General features: G+C 71.9%; 19 protein-coding genes. 5 read left to right on the top strand and 14 right to left on the bottom strand.

Features of this window, described 5'->3' with window-relative positions:
• Positions 1 to 117: 117 nt before the first annotated feature.
• Complete coding sequence (locus ASG80_RS05855) at positions 118 to 762, top strand: murein hydrolase activator EnvC (protein WP_056729242.1); 645 nt, start codon at positions 118 to 120, stop codon at positions 760 to 762.
• A gap of 2 nt (positions 763 to 764) precedes the next feature.
• Here ASG80_RS05855 and ASG80_RS05850 read toward each other — a convergent pair whose 3' ends face one another.
• The 12 genes from ASG80_RS05850 to ASG80_RS05795 all read right to left on the bottom strand — a co-directional run bounded on the left by ASG80_RS05850 (position 765) and on the right by ASG80_RS05795 (position 11,661).
• Positions 765 to 1,682, bottom strand: coding sequence for a tyrosine recombinase XerC (locus ASG80_RS05850; protein WP_056729241.1), 918 nt, complete (start codon positions 1,680 to 1,682; stop codon positions 765 to 767).
• A gap of 64 nt (positions 1,683 to 1,746) precedes the next feature.
• Positions 1,747 to 2,658, bottom strand: a complete 912-nt coding sequence (locus ASG80_RS05845) for a phosphodiesterase (protein ID WP_056729240.1) — start codon at positions 2,656 to 2,658, stop codon at positions 1,747 to 1,749.
• 57 nt (positions 2,659 to 2,715) lie between these two features.
• Complete coding sequence (dprA, locus tag ASG80_RS05840) at positions 2,716 to 3,981, bottom strand: DNA-processing protein DprA (protein WP_056729239.1); 1,266 nt, start codon at positions 3,979 to 3,981, stop codon at positions 2,716 to 2,718.
• Positions 3,978 to 5,522, bottom strand: coding sequence for a YifB family Mg chelatase-like AAA ATPase (locus ASG80_RS05835; RefSeq protein ID WP_056729238.1), 1,545 nt, complete (start codon positions 5,520 to 5,522; stop codon positions 3,978 to 3,980). The genes dprA and ASG80_RS05835 overlap by 4 nt, the downstream gene beginning before the upstream one ends.
• Positions 5,522 to 5,878, bottom strand: a complete 357-nt coding sequence (locus tag ASG80_RS05830; RefSeq protein WP_056729326.1) for a YraN family protein — start codon at positions 5,876 to 5,878, stop codon at positions 5,522 to 5,524. Before ASG80_RS05830 ends, ASG80_RS05835 begins: the two co-directional genes overlap by 1 nt.
• Positions 5,879 to 6,024: 146 nt before the next feature.
• Positions 6,025 to 6,762, bottom strand: coding sequence for a 2-oxo acid dehydrogenase subunit E2 (locus ASG80_RS05825; RefSeq protein ID WP_056729237.1), 738 nt, complete (start codon positions 6,760 to 6,762; stop codon positions 6,025 to 6,027).
• 139 nt (positions 6,763 to 6,901) lie between these two features.
• Positions 6,902 to 8,449: a carboxylesterase/lipase family protein gene (locus ASG80_RS05820; protein ID WP_056729236.1), complete on the bottom strand. Its 1,548-nt coding sequence runs from the start codon at positions 8,447 to 8,449 to the stop codon at positions 6,902 to 6,904.
• 276 nt (positions 8,450 to 8,725) lie between these two features.
• A complete protein-coding gene (locus tag ASG80_RS05815; protein WP_056729235.1) occupies positions 8,726 to 9,049 on the bottom strand; it encodes a DUF2469 family protein in 324 nt (107 codons plus the stop codon).
• 6 nt (positions 9,050 to 9,055) lie between these two features.
• A complete protein-coding gene (locus ASG80_RS05810; protein ID WP_056729234.1) occupies positions 9,056 to 9,739 on the bottom strand; it encodes a ribonuclease HII in 684 nt (227 codons plus the stop codon).
• A 1-nt stretch (position 9,740) separates the two neighbouring features.
• The gene (lepB, locus tag ASG80_RS05805; RefSeq protein WP_056729233.1) at positions 9,741 to 10,487 is read right to left on the bottom strand and encodes a signal peptidase I; all 747 of its coding nucleotides are present in this window, start codon (positions 10,485 to 10,487) and stop codon (positions 9,741 to 9,743) included.
• Between the two features lie 88 nt (positions 10,488 to 10,575).
• A complete protein-coding gene (rplS, locus tag ASG80_RS05800; protein WP_056729232.1) occupies positions 10,576 to 10,923 on the bottom strand; it encodes a 50S ribosomal protein L19 in 348 nt (115 codons plus the stop codon).
• A 222-nt stretch (positions 10,924 to 11,145) separates the two neighbouring features.
• Positions 11,146 to 11,661, bottom strand: a complete 516-nt coding sequence (locus ASG80_RS05795; RefSeq protein WP_056729231.1) for a hypothetical protein — start codon at positions 11,659 to 11,661, stop codon at positions 11,146 to 11,148.
• An 87-nt stretch (positions 11,662 to 11,748) separates the two neighbouring features.
• Here ASG80_RS05795 and map point away from each other — a divergent pair, with 87 nt between their 5' ends.
• Positions 11,749 to 12,516: a type I methionyl aminopeptidase gene (map, locus tag ASG80_RS05790; RefSeq protein WP_056729325.1), complete on the top strand. Its 768-nt coding sequence runs from the start codon at positions 11,749 to 11,751 to the stop codon at positions 12,514 to 12,516.
• Here the strand turns inward: map and ASG80_RS05785 are convergent.
• Positions 12,500 to 13,216 carry a sirohydrochlorin chelatase gene (locus ASG80_RS05785; RefSeq protein WP_056729230.1) on the bottom strand — a complete coding sequence of 239 codons (717 nt, stop codon included), beginning with the start codon at positions 13,214 to 13,216 and terminating at the stop codon, positions 12,500 to 12,502. The genes map and ASG80_RS05785 overlap by 17 nt on opposite strands.
• Entirely contained in the window at positions 13,213 to 13,563 is a 351-nt protein-coding gene (gene nirD / locus ASG80_RS05780; protein ID WP_056729229.1) for a nitrite reductase small subunit NirD, read from the bottom strand. Before nirD ends, ASG80_RS05785 begins: the two co-directional genes overlap by 4 nt.
• 201 nt (positions 13,564 to 13,764) lie before the next feature.
• Here nirD and nirB point away from each other — a divergent pair, with 201 nt between their 5' ends.
• From nirB to ASG80_RS05765, 3 genes are read left to right on the top strand one after another with little or no spacing between them, the layout of a single operon-like run.
• The gene (gene nirB / locus ASG80_RS05775; RefSeq protein WP_056729228.1) at positions 13,765 to 16,371 is read left to right on the top strand and encodes a nitrite reductase large subunit NirB; all 2,607 of its coding nucleotides are present in this window, start codon (positions 13,765 to 13,767) and stop codon (positions 16,369 to 16,371) included.
• The gene (gene cobA, locus ASG80_RS05770) at positions 16,368 to 17,144 is read left to right on the top strand and encodes a uroporphyrinogen-III C-methyltransferase (RefSeq protein ID WP_056729227.1); all 777 of its coding nucleotides are present in this window, start codon (positions 16,368 to 16,370) and stop codon (positions 17,142 to 17,144) included. The genes nirB and cobA overlap by 4 nt, the downstream gene beginning before the upstream one ends.
• Positions 17,141 to 18,271, top strand: a complete 1,131-nt coding sequence (locus tag ASG80_RS05765) for a uroporphyrinogen-III synthase (RefSeq protein WP_235508198.1) — start codon at positions 17,141 to 17,143, stop codon at positions 18,269 to 18,271. Before cobA ends, ASG80_RS05765 begins: the two co-directional genes overlap by 4 nt.
• Positions 18,272 to 18,327: the final 56 nt, after the last annotated feature.

Raw genomic sequence — 18,327 nt, 5'->3', positions numbered from 1 at the left:
GTGCTCCCGATACTCTACCATCGGCACTCGCCCTCCCCAACCGCGCGGCGGGCCGGCCCAGCCCCCGCCGCACGAGCGTCGAGCGTCGGATGCTGCGGACGGGCAGACCATCGGTGCATGACCGTCTCGACGTCCGCCCGAACCCCTGCCGCACCCGTTCGTCGTGTCGCCGCCGAGCAGCGCGCCGGCGGGCACCGTGCCCGACGACTCGGTCGCGCCGCAGGCGCTGCCGCGGCGTGCGCGCTGCTCTTCGCAGTGGCCGCGGCGTTCATCTCGATCACGCCGGCCGCGGCAGAGGCGATCGGCCTGGCGTCCGTAGACTCCGTGCGGCCCTCAGCGACCGCGGAGCATCCCGAGCAGTGGCGATGGCCGACTCCCCCGCCGATCCGGGTCGTCTCGCCGTTCCGTGCCCCGCCGACGCCGTACAGCGCCGGGCATCGCGGGATCGACATCGCTGCTGAGCCCGGCGCGACCGTGGTCGCGCCGGCCGCCGGCACCGTGAGCTTCGCCGGTTCCGTCGCGGGCCGGGGCGTGGTCGCGATCGACCACGGCGGCGGGATCGTGAGTGCGATCGAGCCCGTCGATGCGGCGATCCCCGAGGGCGTGGTCGTCGCGGCGGGCGACGCGATCGGGACGGTGTCATCGGGCGGGCACTGCGCGGCGGAGTGCGTGCACTTCGGCGTGCGGATCGACGGGGAGTACGTGTCCCCCTTCCTGTTCCTCGGGGGCCTGCCGCGGGCGGTGCTGCTGCCGCTGGAGTGAGGTCAGGCCCGCGGATGCGCCGTCCGGTAGCTCTGCTTCAGCCGCTCCGCCGACACGTGGGTGTAGATCTGCGTCGTCCCGAGGCTCGCGTGGCCGAGGAACTCCTGCACCGCCCGCAGGTCCGCCCCCCCATCGAGCAGGTGCGTCGCCGCGCTGTGGCGCAGCGCGTGGGGGCCGCTCGGCCCGGTGCCGGGGATCGAGGAGAGCAGCGCCGCGACCTGGCGGTGCACGCTGCGTACGCCCAGTCGGCCGCCGCGCACGCCGACGAAGACCGCGGCGGTCGAGGCGGGCGGGTCGACCACTACGGCGAGCGCCGGCCGGGCGATGTCGAGGTAGCGATCGAGCGCGCGCGCCGCCGGGGCGCCGTACGGCACGACGCGCTCCTTCGCACCCTTGCCGGTCACGCGCACCATGCGGCGCCTGCGGTCGACGTCGGGCAGATCGAGGCCCACGAGCTCGGACACGCGGAGCGCTGACGCGTAGAGCAGTTCGGCGATCGCCGCGTCGCGCACGGCGACGGGGTCGCCGCCGGCAGCGCGATCCCCGAGCGCGGCGAGCGCCTCGGCGAGGGCCTGCTGCGTCACGACCCTCGGGAGCGTCCGCTGGGCGCGCGGCGCCTTCAGCCTGGCCCCGGGGTCGGCGGCGAGGTGGCCTCGCCGGTGCAGCCACGACGTGAAGCCGCGAGCGGATGCCGCGCGGCGCGCGATGCTCGCCCGCGCGAGCCCGCGCTCGGTCGCGACCCACAGCCAGTCCCGCAGCAGGCCGAGCTCGATCTCCGCCGGGTCGGCGATCCCCCGCTCGTTCGCGAACGCGATGAGCTCGACGAGGTCCGCGCGGTAGGCGGTCACGGTGTGCGCGGAGTACCCGCGCTCCGTGCGCACGTGCGCGAGGTACTCGTCCAGCGCGGCGTCGAGGTTCACGGCACCAGCCTGCCTGAGCCGTTGTCGGGCGCCCCGATCATCCGCCCGCGAGCCGTGGTTCGGGTCACGCGCCCGACGGCCGCTTGCGTGAGAATCGGTCGAGCCGCTCTTCTGGCGAGAGCGCTTCGAGTTCGGCCAGGAACTGCTGGCCGAAGCTCGTCACGACCGGGAAGGCCCCCACCGGAACGACGGAGGTGACGATGTCCTCGTCGTACACGTGGACCAGCGTGAACGACCGGCCGCCGTCGATGCCGACGAGTTCCCTCGGCGGGGCCGACAGGTCCATCGTGTACGCGGTGGCGCCCGCCACCGAGACCGGGATGCCGGCGAACATCCCGTTCGTCGGGTAGTGCAAGTGCCCGCCGAGGATGAGCCGCACGTCCCGCCCGCGCACCACGTCGGCGAGTTCGTCCTGCCCACGGAGTTCGAGCACGTCCATGAGGGCCAGGGGCGTGGCGATGGGCGCGTGGTGCATCGCGATGATCGTTCCTTCGGGCGCAGGCTCGGCGAGCGTTGCGTCGAGCCAGGCGAGCGAGGACTCGTCGAGCTCGCCGTGGTGGAATCCTGGGACACTCGTGTCGAGCGCGATCACTCGAAGCCCGCCGATGCCGACGACGTGATGCACTGGCGCGTCGCTCTGCTCCGTACCGAGGAGCTCCGCGCGGAATGCGGCCCGCTCGTCGTGATTTCCCATCACCCATACGACCTCGGCCCCGGTGGCGCTGACGACGGGTTCGACCGCCTCGCGAACGAGGCGGTAGGCTCCCGGTTCACCGAGATCGGTGACGTCGCCGGTGACCACGATCGCGTCGAGACGGTCCCCGAGCCGCGCCAGTTGCTCCGCGGTGCGCTCGAGTGCCGACACTGTGTCGGCGACCCCGCCGAGCGGCGCGCCCCCCTCGAGCAGATGCGTGTCGCTCACCTGCGCGATCACCCGTCGCGCTGCGGGATACCTGCCGAGCCCTCGAACCTCCATCACGGAGGTCAGCCTATGCGGTGCGTCCGATGCGAGCCGGGACGCCCGGCCGACGACTCACGACGTCCGTCGACGCCGCCAGCCGTCGGGACGTCGGGTGACGACACCGTTCGCATCGAGGTCGCCGAGCACCGCCATGACCTCCGTGGTCGAGAGCCCGGCCCGCCGTGCGACATCCGCGAGCTCCCGCGGAGCGCGTGTGCTGAGCGCGTCGAGGACGCGGGTCACCTCGGGCGGGGCATCCGCAATCCGACCGCCGGAAGACGTCGAGTCGTGTCCCGACGGAGCCGATTGCTCGGAGGACTGAGACCCGCCCCTGCCGCCCGGGCCCCCGGCGAGTTCCGCCATCTGGTCGGCGTCCACCACGCAGACCGCGTCGAACTCGCGCAGCAGCCGATGGCATCCCGCCGACGCCGGGCTTGTGACTGGCCCCGGAACCGCGCCGAGTGGTCGACCCAGCGCGGCGGCGTGGCCGGCCGTGTTCAGCGACCCCGACCGGATCCCCGCCTCGAGCACCACGGTCGCATCGCTCGAGGCGGCGATCAAGCGGTTGCGCTGCAGAAAGCGCCATTTCGTGGGGGCTGCACCACACGGCAGCTCGGAGACCACGGCGCCGCTGTCCACGATGCGGGAGAGCAGCGCCTCGTGGCCCATGGGGTAGAAGCGGTCGACGCCGCCCGCGAGGAACGCCACGGTCGAACCGTCGCTCGCGAGTGCGGCCCGGTGAGCCATCCCGTCGATGCCGTATGCGCCGCCCGAGATGATCGCGAATCCGCGGTCGACGAGTCCCGCGGCCGACTCCATCGCCACGTGCTCCCCGTAGCCCGTCGCAGCCCGCGCACCGACCAGGGCGATGCTGCGCGCCTGGCCGGCGCGGCTCAGCGCGCCCAGCCGCCCGCGCACCCAGAGCCCGATCGGCGCATGGATGCCCAGCTCGTCGACGCCCGCGGGCCACTCGGGGTCCTCCGGAACGAGAAATCGTGCGCCGACCCTCGTGGCCTGCGTCAGGGTGCGCACGAAGCCGTCGGAATCCAGCCTCGGAAGCCACCGTTCGAGGCCGGTCGCCGTCTCCCGCTCGTCGAGGTCACCCGCGGCCTCGCCCACCGCTGCGGCGAGCCGCTCGGCCGGATTTCGCTCGAGAAGCGCCTCCGCCGCCCCGACGGCGCCGAGGGCTGCGATCACGCGGCCGAGTACCCCGTCGCCGGGCTCGGCCGCGGTGCCGAGCACCGCCCGCGCGAACGCCACGACGCCGGGATCGGCGTCTCGACGTACCGCGGCGAGCTCCGTCGCCCATCGACGCGCCGATCGTTCGACGACGTTCATGCCATGATCCCCTTCCTGAGGTAGAGCGCACGACCGACGTGTCCGCGCCCGGGCGCCGTTGCTCCGTCGAGGTCCGCCAGCGTCCACGCGGTCTTCAGCACGCGGTCGTAACCGCGCATGGTGATGCCGCCGCGTTCGAGCGAGCGGTCGAGTTCGACGGTGGTCCGGCCGCCGGGGTGAAGCCGCCCCGGGCCCCGCAGCCATGGGCCGGGCATCTCGGCGTTGGTGCGCCATGGTGTGCCGCGCAGTCGCTGCCGGGCCACGTCGCGCGCGGCGATGACGCGTTCTCGCGCCTCGGCCGTGGAGAGCCCCGGTGCGTCGCCCGTCAGCCTGAGCCCCGCGGTCGTGATGCGGGGCACCCAGACCTGGAGGTCGATACGGTCGAGCAGCGGACCCGAGATCCGCGCGAGGTATCGGCGGCGGGTGGCGGGCGGGCACGTGCAGTCCGAACCCTTCACGCCGTATCCGCCGCACGGGCAGGGGTTGGCAGCGATCACGAGCTGGAATCGAGCGGGGAACGACGCGATCGCGTTGGCGCGGTGGATGCTGATCGTGCCCGACTCGAGCGGCTGCCGCAGCACATCGAGCACCGCCGACGGGAACTCGGGCGCTTCGTCGAGGAACAGCACCCCATGCGATGCTCGCACTGCGGCACCCGGACGGATGACCCGGCTTCCGCCGCCGACGATCGCCGCAGCGGTCGCGGTGTGGTGCGGCGCCTCGAACGGCGGACGCACCATGAGACCCGACCCGAGGGCCCGGCCGGAGAGGGAGCGGATCGAGGACACCTCGAGCGCGGCATCCGGATCGAGGTCGGGGAGGATGCCGGGAAGCCGCGATGCGAGCATCGTCTTGCCGGCGCCGGGCGGCCCCAACAGGTACAGGTGATGCCCGCCGGCGGCGGCCGTGAGCAGCGCCTCCACCGCGTCCTCGTTGCCGGCGACATCCGCGAGATCTCCGCCGGGCGGAACGTCGGCGTGGTCGCCACCGCTCACCGACGGCACCGGTTCGACCTCTCGCGCCTCGTACTCGCCGCCGTGTCGGATCGCCGCCTCGAGGAGCGAAGCGACACCGATCACTTCGACGCCCGGCACGAGGGCCGCCTCGGCCGCGTTCGCCGCCGGTACCATCACCGTGTCGTGGCCGGCGCGAGCCGCGGCCAGCACGGCCGGCAGGATGCCGTCGACTGGGCGGAGCCGCCCGTCGAGGCCGAGCTCGCCGAGGTGCACGACCCGGTCGATCGACTCGTGGGACACCTCACCCGCGGCGGCGAGACAGGCCAGGGCGATGGCGAGATCGAATCCCGATCCCTGCTTCGGGAGCGCCGCGGGTGAGAGGTTCACGGTGAGCCGGCGCTGCGGCAGGGGGCAACCCGCGTTCACGGCCGCCGAGCGCACCCGGTCCCTGGCCTCGGCCAGTGCCGCGTCGGGCAGTCCGATGATCACGAATCCGGGCAGCTGCGCGGAGAGGTCGGCCTCGACCTCGACGATCGAGCCGGCGAGTCCGATGAGGGCGACCGAGCGCGTGCGTGCGACCGGCATCAGCTGATCCCCTCGAGGTGCTCGATGAGCGCGGGCGCCTCGGCCGGAGCGAGCACGGCGACCGCATCGATGCGGATGCGCGAGACCGGGGCATCCGTCGCCTCGCACCATGCGATGGCGAGGCGGCGAAGACGCGCGAGCTTGATGGGCGTGATCGCCTCGAACGGATGACCGTAGTCGTGGGACGTGCGCGTCTTCACCTCGACGAAGACCGTGTCCCCGCCGTCGCGCGCGACGATGTCGATCTCGCCGAGGCGGCAACGCCAATTGCGGTCGACGACCTGCATGCCGCGTGCCTCGAGATGGTCGACCGCGAGTTGTTCGCCGCGCCGACCGAGTTCCGCATTGTGGGCCACCAGCACCACCTCCGCGACCAGCGTGGCCGCGCTGTGCGCACCCGCCGCCGCGACGGTGGCCTGCAGAGGTCGACGGTCGGCGATCCCCGGTTGTCGAGGACGAGTCCCCCGGCCTTCGACAGCCGTTCGAGCGGACGACGCACATGTCAGCGTTCGGACGGTGCCGTGGTGTCCTCGAATGCCGCGGCCGTCTCGACCAGGTTGCGGAGCGTCTCGGTGAAGCGTGCGGCGGGCGCGCCGTCGATCACGGCGTGGTCGAAGCTCAGGGTCAGCGGCAACATCGGCCTCGCCACGATGCGGCCTTCGTGGACCGCCGGTCGGTCCACGATCGCGCCCACCGTCGCGATCACGGTCAGCGGTGCCAGCGGGATGGCCCACCCCCACGCGCTGGAGAACATCCCGATCGACGTCACGGCCACGGCGGGTCCGAACGTGGCCGCGATGCGCGGTCTCGTCGCGGCCACCCGGAGCGCCGTCCGCCGGAGGGGCCCGGGCAGTCGCACGAGCTGCGCGGTCAGGCCGCTCTGCCGGTGCGACTGGCCTGGGCCGTACTTGGCCGCATGCAGCATCCGTGAGATCTCGGCGCACGACCTCCGGTCGGCATCGCGGATGTCGACGACGTCGAGGACCGTACGCCCCTCCCATTGCCGTTCGACCGTCGCGCCGACGTCGATGCGGTCGAAGATGAGGATGCGATTGCCCGCCTTGCGGGCGTTGACCTCGGGGTTGAGCGCGACCGCGCGCGCCAGGGTCGCGAGGACGAACCCGGTCCACGAGACATGCGGCTCCGCCTCCGAGAGCCGGGCCTTGGGGACGGTCATGTCGAGCTCGATCAGCGTGTGCACCTGGAACCGCCGGCTCGCGCTCGCCAGCCTGTCGAGCACGGGTCGACGCTCCTTCGGTACTCGGCGAAGGACGTAGCCGGATCCTCCATCCCCGGTACCGGGGGCGTCGACGGCGCCGCCCGGCCTTGTTCGAATCATCTCTCGCCCCCCTCGTCCGGCCCGCGATCGCGGTGCGCGGTCAGCGAGCGCCGTCCCAGAGCTCCCGCTCCCAGGACCGAGGGTCCTCCACCATCCGGGAAGTCGTGTCGAAGCGCATCGTGGCCCTGCGGCCGAGGTCGTACCTCGGCCAACCCGGGTCGCCGTTCCTGGCGAAGGTGACCCAGGCGGAGTGCACGGAGTCGGCAAGCTCCTGGGGCGGGTCATCTCCCAGCATCGGCCCGAAGAGGGGCACATTCGGGCCCAGGGTGTCGAAGACGAAGGGGACCTCGATGGCGTGCACCGCGCCGAGCCCGGGTGCGGGCCAGGCGAACTCGTACATGTAGGTGCCCGCGGCGGATCCGGCATGGGCGTCGGCGAGGCGTATGGCCGGGATCCGCATCCACCAGTCGGTCTGCACCGCCGCGAGGACGTCGCCGGGGAGGGCCTGCGGGTACCGGTCTCGATAGGCGGCGAGCGCCTTCTCGACCGGGAGCCCGTACGCCGCCAGGGACTGGTATCCGTAGGACGTGACCGGCCCGGTCAGGATCTCGTCGGTGATCTGGGCGATCGCACCGCTCACCAGGAGCCATAACCGCCAGTCGTCGGTGTTCGTCCCGACGATGAGGTCGACCTGTCCACCCGAGCCGGCGGCGATCCGATCGATCGGCGGCCCGGGCACGACATCCCCGTCGACCACCGGCTGCCACGGCATCCCGCTCGACACGACGCTCTGACCCCAGCGATCCGGGTCGGGTCTCGCGATCAGGTCCTCCTTCAGCGCCGCCTGCGCGGCGAGGAGGCGGTCGACGCCGACGGCGGCGATCGCCTCACGCGTGGCCGGCACGCCCAGCTTCTCGGCCAGGTACCCGCCGATGCGCCGGGCCACGGCGGCGGGCGTGACGTGATGAGCCGCCCCGCTCTGCAGGATCGCCCGCCTGAACAGGCCCTCTGCACGGGGCATGGCAAGGAGGACCCCGATGCTCATCGCCCCGGCCGACTCACCGAAGATCGTGACGTTGCCAGGGTCGCCGCCGAAGGCGGAGATGTTCTCGCGCACCCACTCGAGGGCCGCGATCTGGTCGAGCAGTCCGACGTTGGCGATGCCGTCGTCGAGGTACAGGAACCCCTCGGCACCTGGGCGCCAGCTGATCACGACGCAGACGACCCCGTCGCGTGCGAAACGGCTGCCGTCGTAGGCTGCCGTCGAGCTGAGTTCGAACATGCCGCCCTGGATCCACACCATCACGGGCAGTCCCCTCGCCCCCGGGTCGGGCGTCCAGACGTTGAGGTTCAGGCAGTCGTCGGTGGCCCCCGCGCGCTGGACCTCCGCGAACGCTGCGTCGACATCGTGCCAGTCCTCTGCAGCCCCCGATGCGGTGCCACCGGTCGCCGGAGGTGCCGCCTGGGGCGGCTCCGGCCCGAGTTCGGTGGCATCGCGCACACCGCTCCACGGCTGAACGGGCTGGGGCGGACGGAGCCGGTTCGCACCGAAGGGCGGCGCGGCATACGGAATGCCCAAGAACACGTACCCGTGGCCGGCGGCAGTGCCGCGCACGTCCCCATGGAGTGTCTTGACCACCTCTGCCATATGCACAACGGTGCACCCCGCCCGGCACCTCCGCAGAGGCGAAGGTCCCTGACGCCGCGCCTGACGACGGGAATCCGCGCGCGACGCGCGCACTGCGAACCTGATCAGACGCGACGGCGGGATTCGAACCCGCGACGGAACCGAAACCACCGATCCCCGGGCCACCCGAATCGTCGCGATGCGGCGATGTTACCGTATCGTTATCTTCCGGCGCGAGCACCAATTCGAAGTCGTATCGCGGGAACCTCTGGCGTGCCGGCGAAGCCGAAGCGACCGCTACTCGTCGAGCGCGAGCTCCTTGGGCAGCTCGAAGTCGCGGGTCGCGAGTTCCTCGACGTTCACGTCCTTGAAGGTGAGCACGCGCACCGACTTCACGAAGCGATCGGCGCGATAGACGTCCCAGACCCAGACGTCCTTCATCGTCAGCTCGAAGTAGAAGTCGTGCTCGGTGTCGCGCCGCACGAGCTCCACCTCGTTCGCGAGGTAGAAGCGCCGCTCCGTCTCGACCACGTACTGGAACTGCGACACGATGTCGCGGTACTCCCGGTACAGGGCCAGCTCGACCTCGCGGTCGTAATCTTCGAACTCGTCCTCATCCATCGGGATTCATCCTACGCCGAGGTCGAAGAGCGCCAGCGCCTCAGCGGGGCGCTCGTGCAGCCAAGTGTGGCGGTGCAGGTCGCACGGGCCGTGCTCGTCGATCGCGGCGAAGTGCGCGGGCGTGGAGTAGCCCTTGTTCTCGTCCCAGCCGTACACCGGCAGCTCATCGTGGGCGCGGCGCATGCCACCGTCGCGGTGGACCTTGGCGATGACGGATGCCGCGGCAACCGACGCGCAGTCGCGGTCGGCCTTGATGCGCGTGGTCACGCGCGCGCGATGCTCGATCGACGGACTCAGCCAGTCGTAGTTGCCGTCGAGCAGGAGCGGCGCGTCGAGCGGGACCTCCTGGGCGGTGGTGAGCGCCGCGTACGCGCGGGCGCCGGCGAGCCCCAGGCACACCATGATGCCGAACTCGTCGATCTCCGCGGCGGATGCCTCGCCCAGCGCCCAGCCGCGCACCCACGACGCGGCCCGCGGCGCCATCGCCTCGCGCCGAGGCTCGGTCATGAGCTTGGAGTCGCGGAGGCCGGCGGGCATCCGTCGCACCATCGGGTCGATGAGCACCAGGCCCACGGTGACGGGACCGGCGAGCGCCCCGCGCCCGACCTCGTCGCACGCGAGCACGACCGGGGCGCCAGTGTCGAACAACTCCCGCTCGATCCTGAGGTTGGGGATGACCGACGGCGACATGTCAGCCCGCTCCCTCGTCGACTCCCTCGAACACGTCGGGGTAGTTGCCGAGCCACGCCCAATGGTCGAGCGGCCAGCTGACCACGAACGCGCGACCGACGACGTTGTCGATCGGCACGAACCCCTTGAGCGGCGTCTCGGTGTTGTAGCGGGAATCCTTGGAGTTGTAGCGGTTGTCGCCCATCACCCAGAGCGAGTCCTCGGGCACGGCCGTGTCGAAGTCGTCGCGTGAGACCTTCGTCTCACCGGGGGGCAGCGCGACGTATGGCTCGTCGAGCGGCACGCCGTTGACGCTCAGCTGGCCGAGCGCGTTGCAGCACGTGACGTGGTCGCCGGGGAGGCCGATCACACGCTTCACGAGGTGGTCGTTCGAGTCGGGCGCCGAGAGCCCGACGAACGCGAAGAACCAGTCGATGGCCGCGAGGAGCGGCGGCTGCGTCGTCTCGACGCGGGCCGGGAGCCATCCGCCCGGGTCCTTGAACACGACGACGTCGCCGCGCTCGATCGGGCTGACCTCGGGTACGAGCTGGTTGACGATGATGCGGTCGTCTTGCACCAGGGTCTCCTCCATCGACTGCGACGGGATGAAGAACGACCGGATGAGGAAGGTCTTGATGAGGAACGAGACGAGCACCGCCACCACGAAGATGACGAGCAGGTCTCGCAGGAAGAGAAGCGTGCTCCGTTTCCTGCGTGCCGACACCGAGCCCGCGCGATCTGTCCGCGTGGTGCTTACTTCTTCTGTCATTTAACCGCCCGAGCTCCCCACCCAGTCTAGGGTGGGGAGCTCGGTGAAAATGACCGCGCGCGACGCGCGTCGTCACGCTTCGGCGGGATCAGCTCTCGCGCTTCTCCTTGATCTTCGCCTTCTTGCCGCGGAGCTTGCGCAGGTAGTAGAGCTTCGCGCGGCGGACGTCACCGCGGGTGACGACCTCGATGTGGTCGATGACCGGCGAGTGCACCGGGAACTTGCGCTCGACGCCGACCTGGAAGCTGACCTTGCGGACCGTGAAGGTCTCGCGCACGCCCTCGCCCTGGCGGCCGATGACGACGCCCTGGAAGACCTGGATGCGCGAGCGCGTGCCTTCGATGATGTTGACGTGCACCTTGACGGTGTCGCCGGGGCGGAAATCGGGGATGTCCGACCTCAGGCTCGCGGCGTCGACATGGTCGAGGATGTGCATGATGGTTCGCTCTCTGCGCCCGCCACCGGTCGAACGCGGATCATGGATGGAAGTGTCTGGTGCCGCCCGCGCGATCGCTCGCGCTGTGCGTGCTCCCCGGAGGCAGAGTCCTGCGGCGGCACAATCCTCTATTGTGCCATGGCTCGGCCCCAGCCGCCAAAGCGGTCGAGCGGATGCCTCGTCGGGACGGTCAGCGGATGCCGCGCCGCCCGCGCCCCAGAATCAGTCTCGCACTTCGCGCACGATGATGATGTCGCCGTCGCCGTCGTCGAACGGCGGCCGACGCCCGGGCGCGCCGCCCGCGGCATCCTGGCCCCCTGCGGCCTGCTGGGCCGCAAGCCGCTCGAACTCGGTCATGGTCGCCTGCACCCGCCGGGCGCTGTCGGAGACGAGCTGCCAGATGGAGCTCCAGAATGCGGCGATCGCGAGCAGGATGCCGAGCACGCCGAAGATCGTCGCACCCTGGCCGTAGAAGCCGATGCCGATGATCGACGCGTGCCACGCCCCGATGACGCCGACGTCGGTCCACGACACGGCGCGTTCGGCGCGCACCGTGGGCCTGGCCCACACGAGGAGGGCGATGATGCCGAGGGCGATGAACGCCACGGGGACCGTGATGACGAGGCCGAGGGTGCCCCAGCCGCCGCCGCCGAAGAACGCCCAGCCCACACCGAGCCAGATCGGCAGCACCACGACCGCCGCGACCAGCCACCTGAGGAACGACCGCCTGATCAGCATGCGCACAGCGTAACGCCGCACGCCTGCACGCGAACCGGGTGTTCACTCAGGGCGGAGCAGACAGAATGGTGGGCGGAAGGGATGAGCGTGATCGAACTGAGGACCCCGGCGGAGATCGAGCAGATGCGGCCGGCCGGCCGTTTCGTCGCGACCGTGCTGGAGGCGGCGTCGAAGGCCGCGGCAGTGGGCGTGAACCTGCTCGAGCTCGACGCGCTTGCGCACGACATGATCCGGGCGGCCGGTGCCGAGAGCTGCTACATCGACTACCACCCCTCGTTCGGCGGAAGCCCGTTCGGCAAGGTCATCTGCACGTCGGTGAACGACGCGGTGCTGCACGGCCTCCCCCACGACTACCGCCTGCGCGACGGCGACCTGCTGAGCCTCGACTTCGCGGCGTCGATCGACGGCTGGGTCGCCGACTCGGCGATCTCGATCGTGGTCGGCGCCCCGCGCGACGAGGACCTGCGCCTCATCGACACGTCTCGGCGCGCACTCGACGCTGGCATCGCCGCGGCCAGGCCGGGCAACCGCATCGGTGACATCTCCCGGGCGATCGGGGAGGTCGCGAAGGCCGAGGGCTATTCGATCAACACCGACTTCGGCGGCCATGGCGTCGGCCGCACCATGCACGGCGACCCGCACGTGCCGAACAACGGCCGCCCCGGACGCGGACTGCCGTTGAAGCCCGGTCTCGTGATCGCGATCGAGCCGTGGTTCCTCGAGACGACCGACCGCATCTTCACCGACCCCGACGGGTGGACCCTGCGCAGCGCCGACGGATCGCGGGGCGCCCACTCCGAGCACACGATCGCCGTCACCGACGGCAACCCGATCGTGCTCACGCAGCGCGGCTGAGCGCCGCCTCGCCGTAGCGGTCGAGCACGAGCTGGACGAGCGATGCCGGCGGCGCGGCATCCGCTCGCAGCAGCGGCCCGGTCGTGACGTCGCCGCCCGACGCGACCGAGAGGTCGTGGAAGTAGCCGGGTGCGAGCAGGTAGCTCGACACGACGACCCGCGAGACCGGATGCGTCGCCCGCGTGCGCGAGACGGCCTCGGCGACGCTCGGGCGCGCCGCCGAGAGGAAGCCGACCGCCACGGGGCGACCGAGTCGCGCCGCCAGGCGGCGTCCGACGACGCGGCAGTCCTGCACCGCGCCCACGTCGCTCGAACCCGCGGCGGCGAGCACCACGCGGTCGTCGCCGCGAAGCCCCGCCTCGGCGAGTCGCGTGGCGAGCACATCGACGAGGCGATCGTCGGGTCCGAGCGCGGCCCCGAGCACCGGCGCACCGGGCGCCTCGCCGATCTCACGGGCCAGGTCCACATGCACGTGGTAGCCCGCCGACAAGAGGAGCGGCACCACCACCGGGTCGTGACCGGCGCCGAGCCGGCCGAGCACGGATGCCACGTCGGGCTGCTGCACGTCGACGAACGCATCCTCGACGGCCAGCCCCGGCGCCGCGCTCCGCACCGCGTCCACGAGCGCCGCGACGGCGGCCTGCCCGTGGGCGGAGGACGTGCCGTGCGAGGCGGCGACGAGCGCGGCGGCCCGCGTCATCCGTCGAGCTCCACCTCGATCATGCCGCCCACGACACGCGTGCGATACGTGCGCAACGCGAGCGAGCCGTCGGTGAAGCACTCGCCGGTGCCGAGGTCGTACACCTCCTTGTGCAGGGGCGACGCGATCGTCGGCCGGTCGCCGCGCGAGCCCACGATGCCGCGTGCCATCACCGGTGCGCCCGTTCGCGGGTCGTGGTGGTCCACGGCGTACACCTCTTCGCCTGCGATGCGCACGAGCGCGATCTGGCGGGTGCCGAGCAGCGCGACCTCGCCCCAGCCCGGCTCGAGGTCGTCGACCTCGCAGGTGCGCTCCCAGGTGGTCGTCATCTCGATCGTCGGCGGCATCCCGGTCTCCTCTCGTCGTGTGCCCGACGCTACGTTCCGGGTGTTACTGCTGCGGCATCCGGGTGTTTCACCGAGGTGAAACCCCCCTCACACCGCGATGGGGTCGACGTGCGCTCACGTTCGCGCGTGGTTACGTCGACGTAACAGGGCCGAAACCGCCCCGCCGTACGCTCGCCTGCAATCGAGCCACGGAGGCAGCCCATGACCGAGACCACACACGCCCTGAGCGGCGTGCGCGACGTCGTCATCGTCGGCGGCGGGCCCGCGGCGCATCGACTCGCCGACAGTCTGCACGCGCGCGACGGCGAGCGCACCCTGCGCGTCACCGTGCTGGGCGAGGAGCTCCACCGTCCCTACGACCGGGTGGCGCTCAGCACGAGGCTCGCGGATGCCGCGACCGACCTCACCCTGCAGCCAACGTCCATGTGGGACGAGGGCCGCACGCGCCTCGTGACGGGCGAGCGCGTCGTGGCCGTGGACCGGGCCGCACACACCGCGACCACGTCCGGCGGAATCGTGCTGCACTGGGACGACCTCGTCCTCGCCACGGGCTCGAGCGCGCCCGTACCCGAGATCCCGGGACGGGAGCACGCCCGGGTGTACCGCACCATCGACGACGTGGACGCGCTCGTGGCCGAGACCCTCGAGCTCGCCGAGCGGCACGGACGCCCAGCGCGGGTCGTCGTAGCCGGCGGCGGACTGCTCGGCCTCGAGGCCGCGGGCGGCGTCGCGAAGCTCGGCGCGGATGCCGCGGTCGTGCACTCCGGCGGATGGCTCATGTCCGCGCAGCTCGACGAGGGGGCGGGCCGGGCGCTCGGCCGGATCATCGCCGGTCAGGGCATCGGACTCCACCTGGGCACCCGGCCCGCGGCCGTGCTCGTCGAGGACGGAGCGGTCGTGGGCGTCGAGCTCACGAACGGGGGCCGTGTCGACGCCGACCTCATCGTGTTCGCGATCGGGATCAGCCCGCGCGACGAGCTCGCTCGCGATCTCGGCATCGAGCTAGGGCCGCGCGGCGGCGTCGCGATCGACACCGCCTGCGCGGCATCCGCCCCGAACATCTGGGCGATCGGCGAGGTCGCGAGCTTCCAGGGCCGCTGCACCGGCCTGGTCGCCCCCGCGAACGCGATGGCGGAGGTGGTGGCCGACCGCCTGCTCGGCGGCGCGGCCGAGTTCACGAGCGTCGACGACGCGACGAAGCTGAAGCTCTCGGGCGTCGACGTCGCGAGCTTCGGCGATGCGCTCGCCCGCACCGAGCAGGCGCTCGAGATCGTGTACGCCGACCCCGCCCGCGGCCTCTACCAGAAGCTCGTCATGACCGACGACGCCAGGACCCTGCTCGGCGGCATCTTCGTCGGCGACGCATCCCCGTACGCGTCGCTGCGCCCGCTCCTCGGCACCCAGCTGTCGAGCGAGCCCGCCGCATACCTCTCCGCCTCGGGCATGGAGGCGCCCGCGGGCGACGAGCTGCCCGCCGCCGCGCTCGTGTGCGCCTGCAACAACGTCACCGCCGGCACCATCCGCGACGCCGTGAACGGCGACGAGCACGCCGAGGGCTGTGCCGAGCTCGGCGCCCTGAAGACGTGCACGCGTGCAGGCACGCAGTGCGGCTCGTGCGTCCCGCTCGTGAAGAAGCTGCTCGAGGCGGAGCTGAAGAAGTCTGGGGTCACGCCCTCGCGCGCCCTCTGCGAGCACTTCGAGCTGTCGCGGCAGGAGCTCTTCGAGTCCGTGCGCGTGCTGGAACTCGCCTCCTTCGACGAGATCATCGCCCGGCTCGGCACCGGCCGCGGGTGCGACGTCTGCAAGCCCGTGATCGGCTCGATCCTCGCGACGCAACACGGCTCGTACATCCTCGACGGCGGCCGCGGCGGCCTGCAGGACACGAACGACCGGGCCATGGCGAACATGCAGAAGGACGGCACGTACTCGGTCGTGCCGCGCATTCCCGCCGGCGAGATCACCCCGCAGAAGCTGGCCGTCATCGCGCAGGTCGCGACGGACTTCGGTTTGTACACGAAGATCACCGGTGGTCAGCGCATCGACCTGTTCGGCGCCCGTCTCGACCAGCTTCCTGAGATCTGGCGACGCCTCGTCGAGGCCGGATTCGAGTCGGGCCAGGCATACGGCAAGGCCCTCCGCAACGTGAAGAGCTGCGTCGGCTCGACCTGGTGCCGCTACGGCGTGCAGGACTCGGTCGCGATGGCCGTGCAGCTGGAGCTGCGCTACCGCGGCCTCCGTTCGCCGCACAAGCTGAAGTTCGGCGTCTCGGGATGCGCCCGTGAGTGCGCGGAGGCGCGTGGAAAGGACGTCGGCGTGATCGCGACCGACCAGGGCTGGAACATGTACGTCGGCGGCAACGGCGGCTTCCAGCCCGCACACGCGCAACTCCTCGCGAGCGACCTCGACGATGAGACGCTCCTGCGCTACATCGACCGGTACATCATGTACTACGTCCGCACGGCCGACCGCCTGCAGCGGACCGCCCGATGGATCGAGGACCTCGAGGGCGGCCTCGACCACGTGCGCGACGTCGTCGTCAACGACTCGCTCGGCCTCGCCGGGGAGCTCGAGCAGGCGATGGCCAAGCACGTCGACACCTACGAGGACGAGTGGGCGGCGACCCTCGCCGACCCCGAGCGCCTGCGGCGCTTCCGCTCGTTCGTGAACGCGCCGAACGTGCCCGACCCGTCGGTCGCCCGAGTGCCCGAGCGCGGTCAGTTCCGGCCCGCGACCGCCGAGGAGCGCGAGCGCGGCGAGGCGGTGCTCGTCGCAGGGCCCAGTATCCCCGTGCGGTTGGCCGGCGCATGACCGGCCACGCGACCCTCGTCGGCGGCGGCCCCGGGCGCGAGGACCTCCTGACGCTTGCGGCGGTGCGCGCGCTCGCGGCGGCCGACGTCGTGCTCTACGACCGGCTCGCCCCGCACGAGGGCCTCGCTGAGCTCGCCCCGAACGCCGAGCTGGTCGACGTGGGCAAGCGCCCCGGTCACCACGCGATCCCGCAGTCCGAGATCGAGGCGCTGCTCGTGCGGCACGCCCTTGCCGGGCGGCACGTCGTGCGCCTGAAGGGCGGCGACCCGTACGTGCTCGGGCGGGGCAGCGAGGAGGTGCTCGCGTGCCACCGCGCGGGCGTGCGCGTCGAGGTGATCCCCGGCGTCACGAGCGCGGTCGCGGTGCCCGGCGCCGCGGGCATCCCCCTGACCCACCGCGGCATCAGCCATCTCTTCACCGTCGTGTCGGGTCACGCCCCGCTCACCGACGACGAGCTCACCCACCTCGCCGGCCTCGGCGGCACCATCGTCGTGCTCATGGGCGTGAACTCGCTCCCGTCGCTCACGGCGGGCCTCGTGCGGGCCGGCATGTCCTCGGAGATGCCGGTCGCGATCATCGAGCGCGGATTCCACGCCGACCAGCGCACCACCGTGGGCGAGCTCACCGACATCGTCTTCGCGGCCGGCCGCGCGCACGTGACGTCGCCTGCCGTGGTGGTCGTCGGCGAGGTCGTGCGGCTCGCGCACGACGGCGACGCCGATGCGGCCGAGCTCATGGAGCGGGCCGTCGGGTTCGCGGCGGTGGCGACGTGACGGATGTCGTGGAGTGCCCGCCCGGCTTCCGGCCGGACCAGCTCGAGGGCTTCCGCATCGGCGTCACGAGCGACCGCCGCTCGGGCGACCTGATCGACGCGCTCGCGCGCCGCGGCGCCCAGGTGCTGCACGCGCCGACGCTCCGCATGGCGAACGCCGTCTCCGACGACCCCGTCATCAACGACACCCGCGCGATCATCGAGGCCCGACCCGACGTCCTGCTCGCGACGACCGCGTACGGCGTGCGCCGCTGGTTCGAGGTCGCGGATGCCGCGGGCCTCGGCGAAGACCTCGTCGACGCGCTCTCCGAGACGGAGATCCTCGTGCGCGGGCCGAAGGCGCGCGGCGGCATCCGCGCTGCCGGGCTCAACGACGTCGGCATGAGCGCCGAGGAGACCACCGAATCGCTCATCGACGAGGTGCTCGCGACGCGTCCGCCGGGGCTGACCGTGGCCGTGCAGCTGCACGGATTCCTGAACCCGTCGCAGCTCGACCGCCTCCGCGACGCGCACGACCGCGTGCTCACCGTGGAACCGTACCGGTGGATCGAGACCGACGAGGCCGACGACCGGGTCGACCGCCTCATCGAGGCCACGTGCACGGGCGGCCTCGACTGCATCACGTTCACGAGCGCACCGGCCGTGCACGCCCTGTTCAGCGCTGCCGAGGCGCGAGGCCGCTACGACGACCTCCTCGACGCGATGTGCGGCCCGGTCGTGGCCGCCGCGGTCGGCCCCGTGACCGCGGCGCCGCTCGTCGCGGCCGGCATCACGCCGATCCAGCCCGAGCGATACCGGATGGGCGCCCTGATCCGGCTCGTGTGCGAGCACCTGGAGTCCACGCGCATCATCCGCCTCGACACGCGGCACGGACCGCTCGCCCTGCGCGGCTCGGTCGTCGACGTCGACCACCGGCGGGTCGCGCTCGCGCCTGTCGCCCTCATGATCCTGCGCGCCCTCGTGCAGGCGCGCGGCTCCGTGGTCGGGCGCGAGCGGCTCGCGTCGGGCCTGCCCGGCACGAACGACGAGCACGCCCTCGAGGTCGCGCTCAGCCGCCTCCGACAGACGCTCGGGGTGCCCGGACTCATCGCCACGGTCGTCAAGCGCGGATACCGGATCGACGTGTGACCACGACCTCACACGACCGACCGTCCAGGGTGAGCAGGTGGAGACGCAGGGTTTAC

Origin of the sequence: Agromyces sp. Soil535, from assembly GCF_001428255.1 — a bacterium.
Taxonomy (GTDB): Bacteria; Actinomycetota; Actinomycetes; order Actinomycetales; family Microbacteriaceae; genus Agromyces.
The sequence above is the reverse complement of the archived record's forward strand: the minus strand, read 5'-3'. Positions and strand labels throughout refer to the sequence as shown.

Coding starts and splice junctions, on each gene's coding strand:
- ASG80_RS05855 (WP_056729242.1), top strand. CDS start 118: ATGACCGTCTCGACGTCCGCCCGAACCCCTGCCGCACCCGTTCGTCGT.
- ASG80_RS05845 (WP_056729240.1), bottom strand. CDS start 2,658: ATGGAGGTTCGAGGGCTCGGCAGGTATCCCGCAGCGCGACGGGTGATC.
- dprA (WP_056729239.1), bottom strand. CDS start 3,981: ATGAACGTCGTCGAACGATCGGCGCGTCGATGGGCGACGGAGCTCGCC.
- ASG80_RS05835 (WP_056729238.1), bottom strand. CDS start 5,522: ATGCCGGTCGCACGCACGCGCTCGGTCGCCCTCATCGGACTCGCCGGC.
- ASG80_RS05820 (WP_056729236.1), bottom strand. CDS start 8,449: ATGGCAGAGGTGGTCAAGACACTCCATGGGGACGTGCGCGGCACTGCC.
- ASG80_RS05815 (WP_056729235.1), bottom strand. CDS start 9,049: ATGGATGAGGACGAGTTCGAAGATTACGACCGCGAGGTCGAGCTGGCC.
- ASG80_RS05810 (WP_056729234.1), bottom strand. CDS start 9,739: ATGTCGCCGTCGGTCATCCCCAACCTCAGGATCGAGCGGGAGTTGTTC.
- lepB (WP_056729233.1), bottom strand. CDS start 10,487: ATGACAGAAGAAGTAAGCACCACGCGGACAGATCGCGCGGGCTCGGTG.
- rplS (WP_056729232.1), bottom strand. CDS start 10,923: ATGCACATCCTCGACCATGTCGACGCCGCGAGCCTGAGGTCGGACATC.
- ASG80_RS05795 (WP_056729231.1), bottom strand. CDS start 11,661: ATGCTGATCAGGCGGTCGTTCCTCAGGTGGCTGGTCGCGGCGGTCGTG.
- ASG80_RS05785 (WP_056729230.1), bottom strand. CDS start 13,216: ATGACGCGGGCCGCCGCGCTCGTCGCCGCCTCGCACGGCACGTCCTCC.
- nirD (WP_056729229.1), bottom strand. CDS start 13,563: ATGCCGCCGACGATCGAGATGACGACCACCTGGGAGCGCACCTGCGAG.
- nirB (WP_056729228.1), top strand. CDS start 13,765: ATGACCGAGACCACACACGCCCTGAGCGGCGTGCGCGACGTCGTCATC.
- cobA (WP_056729227.1), top strand. CDS start 16,368: ATGACCGGCCACGCGACCCTCGTCGGCGGCGGCCCCGGGCGCGAGGAC.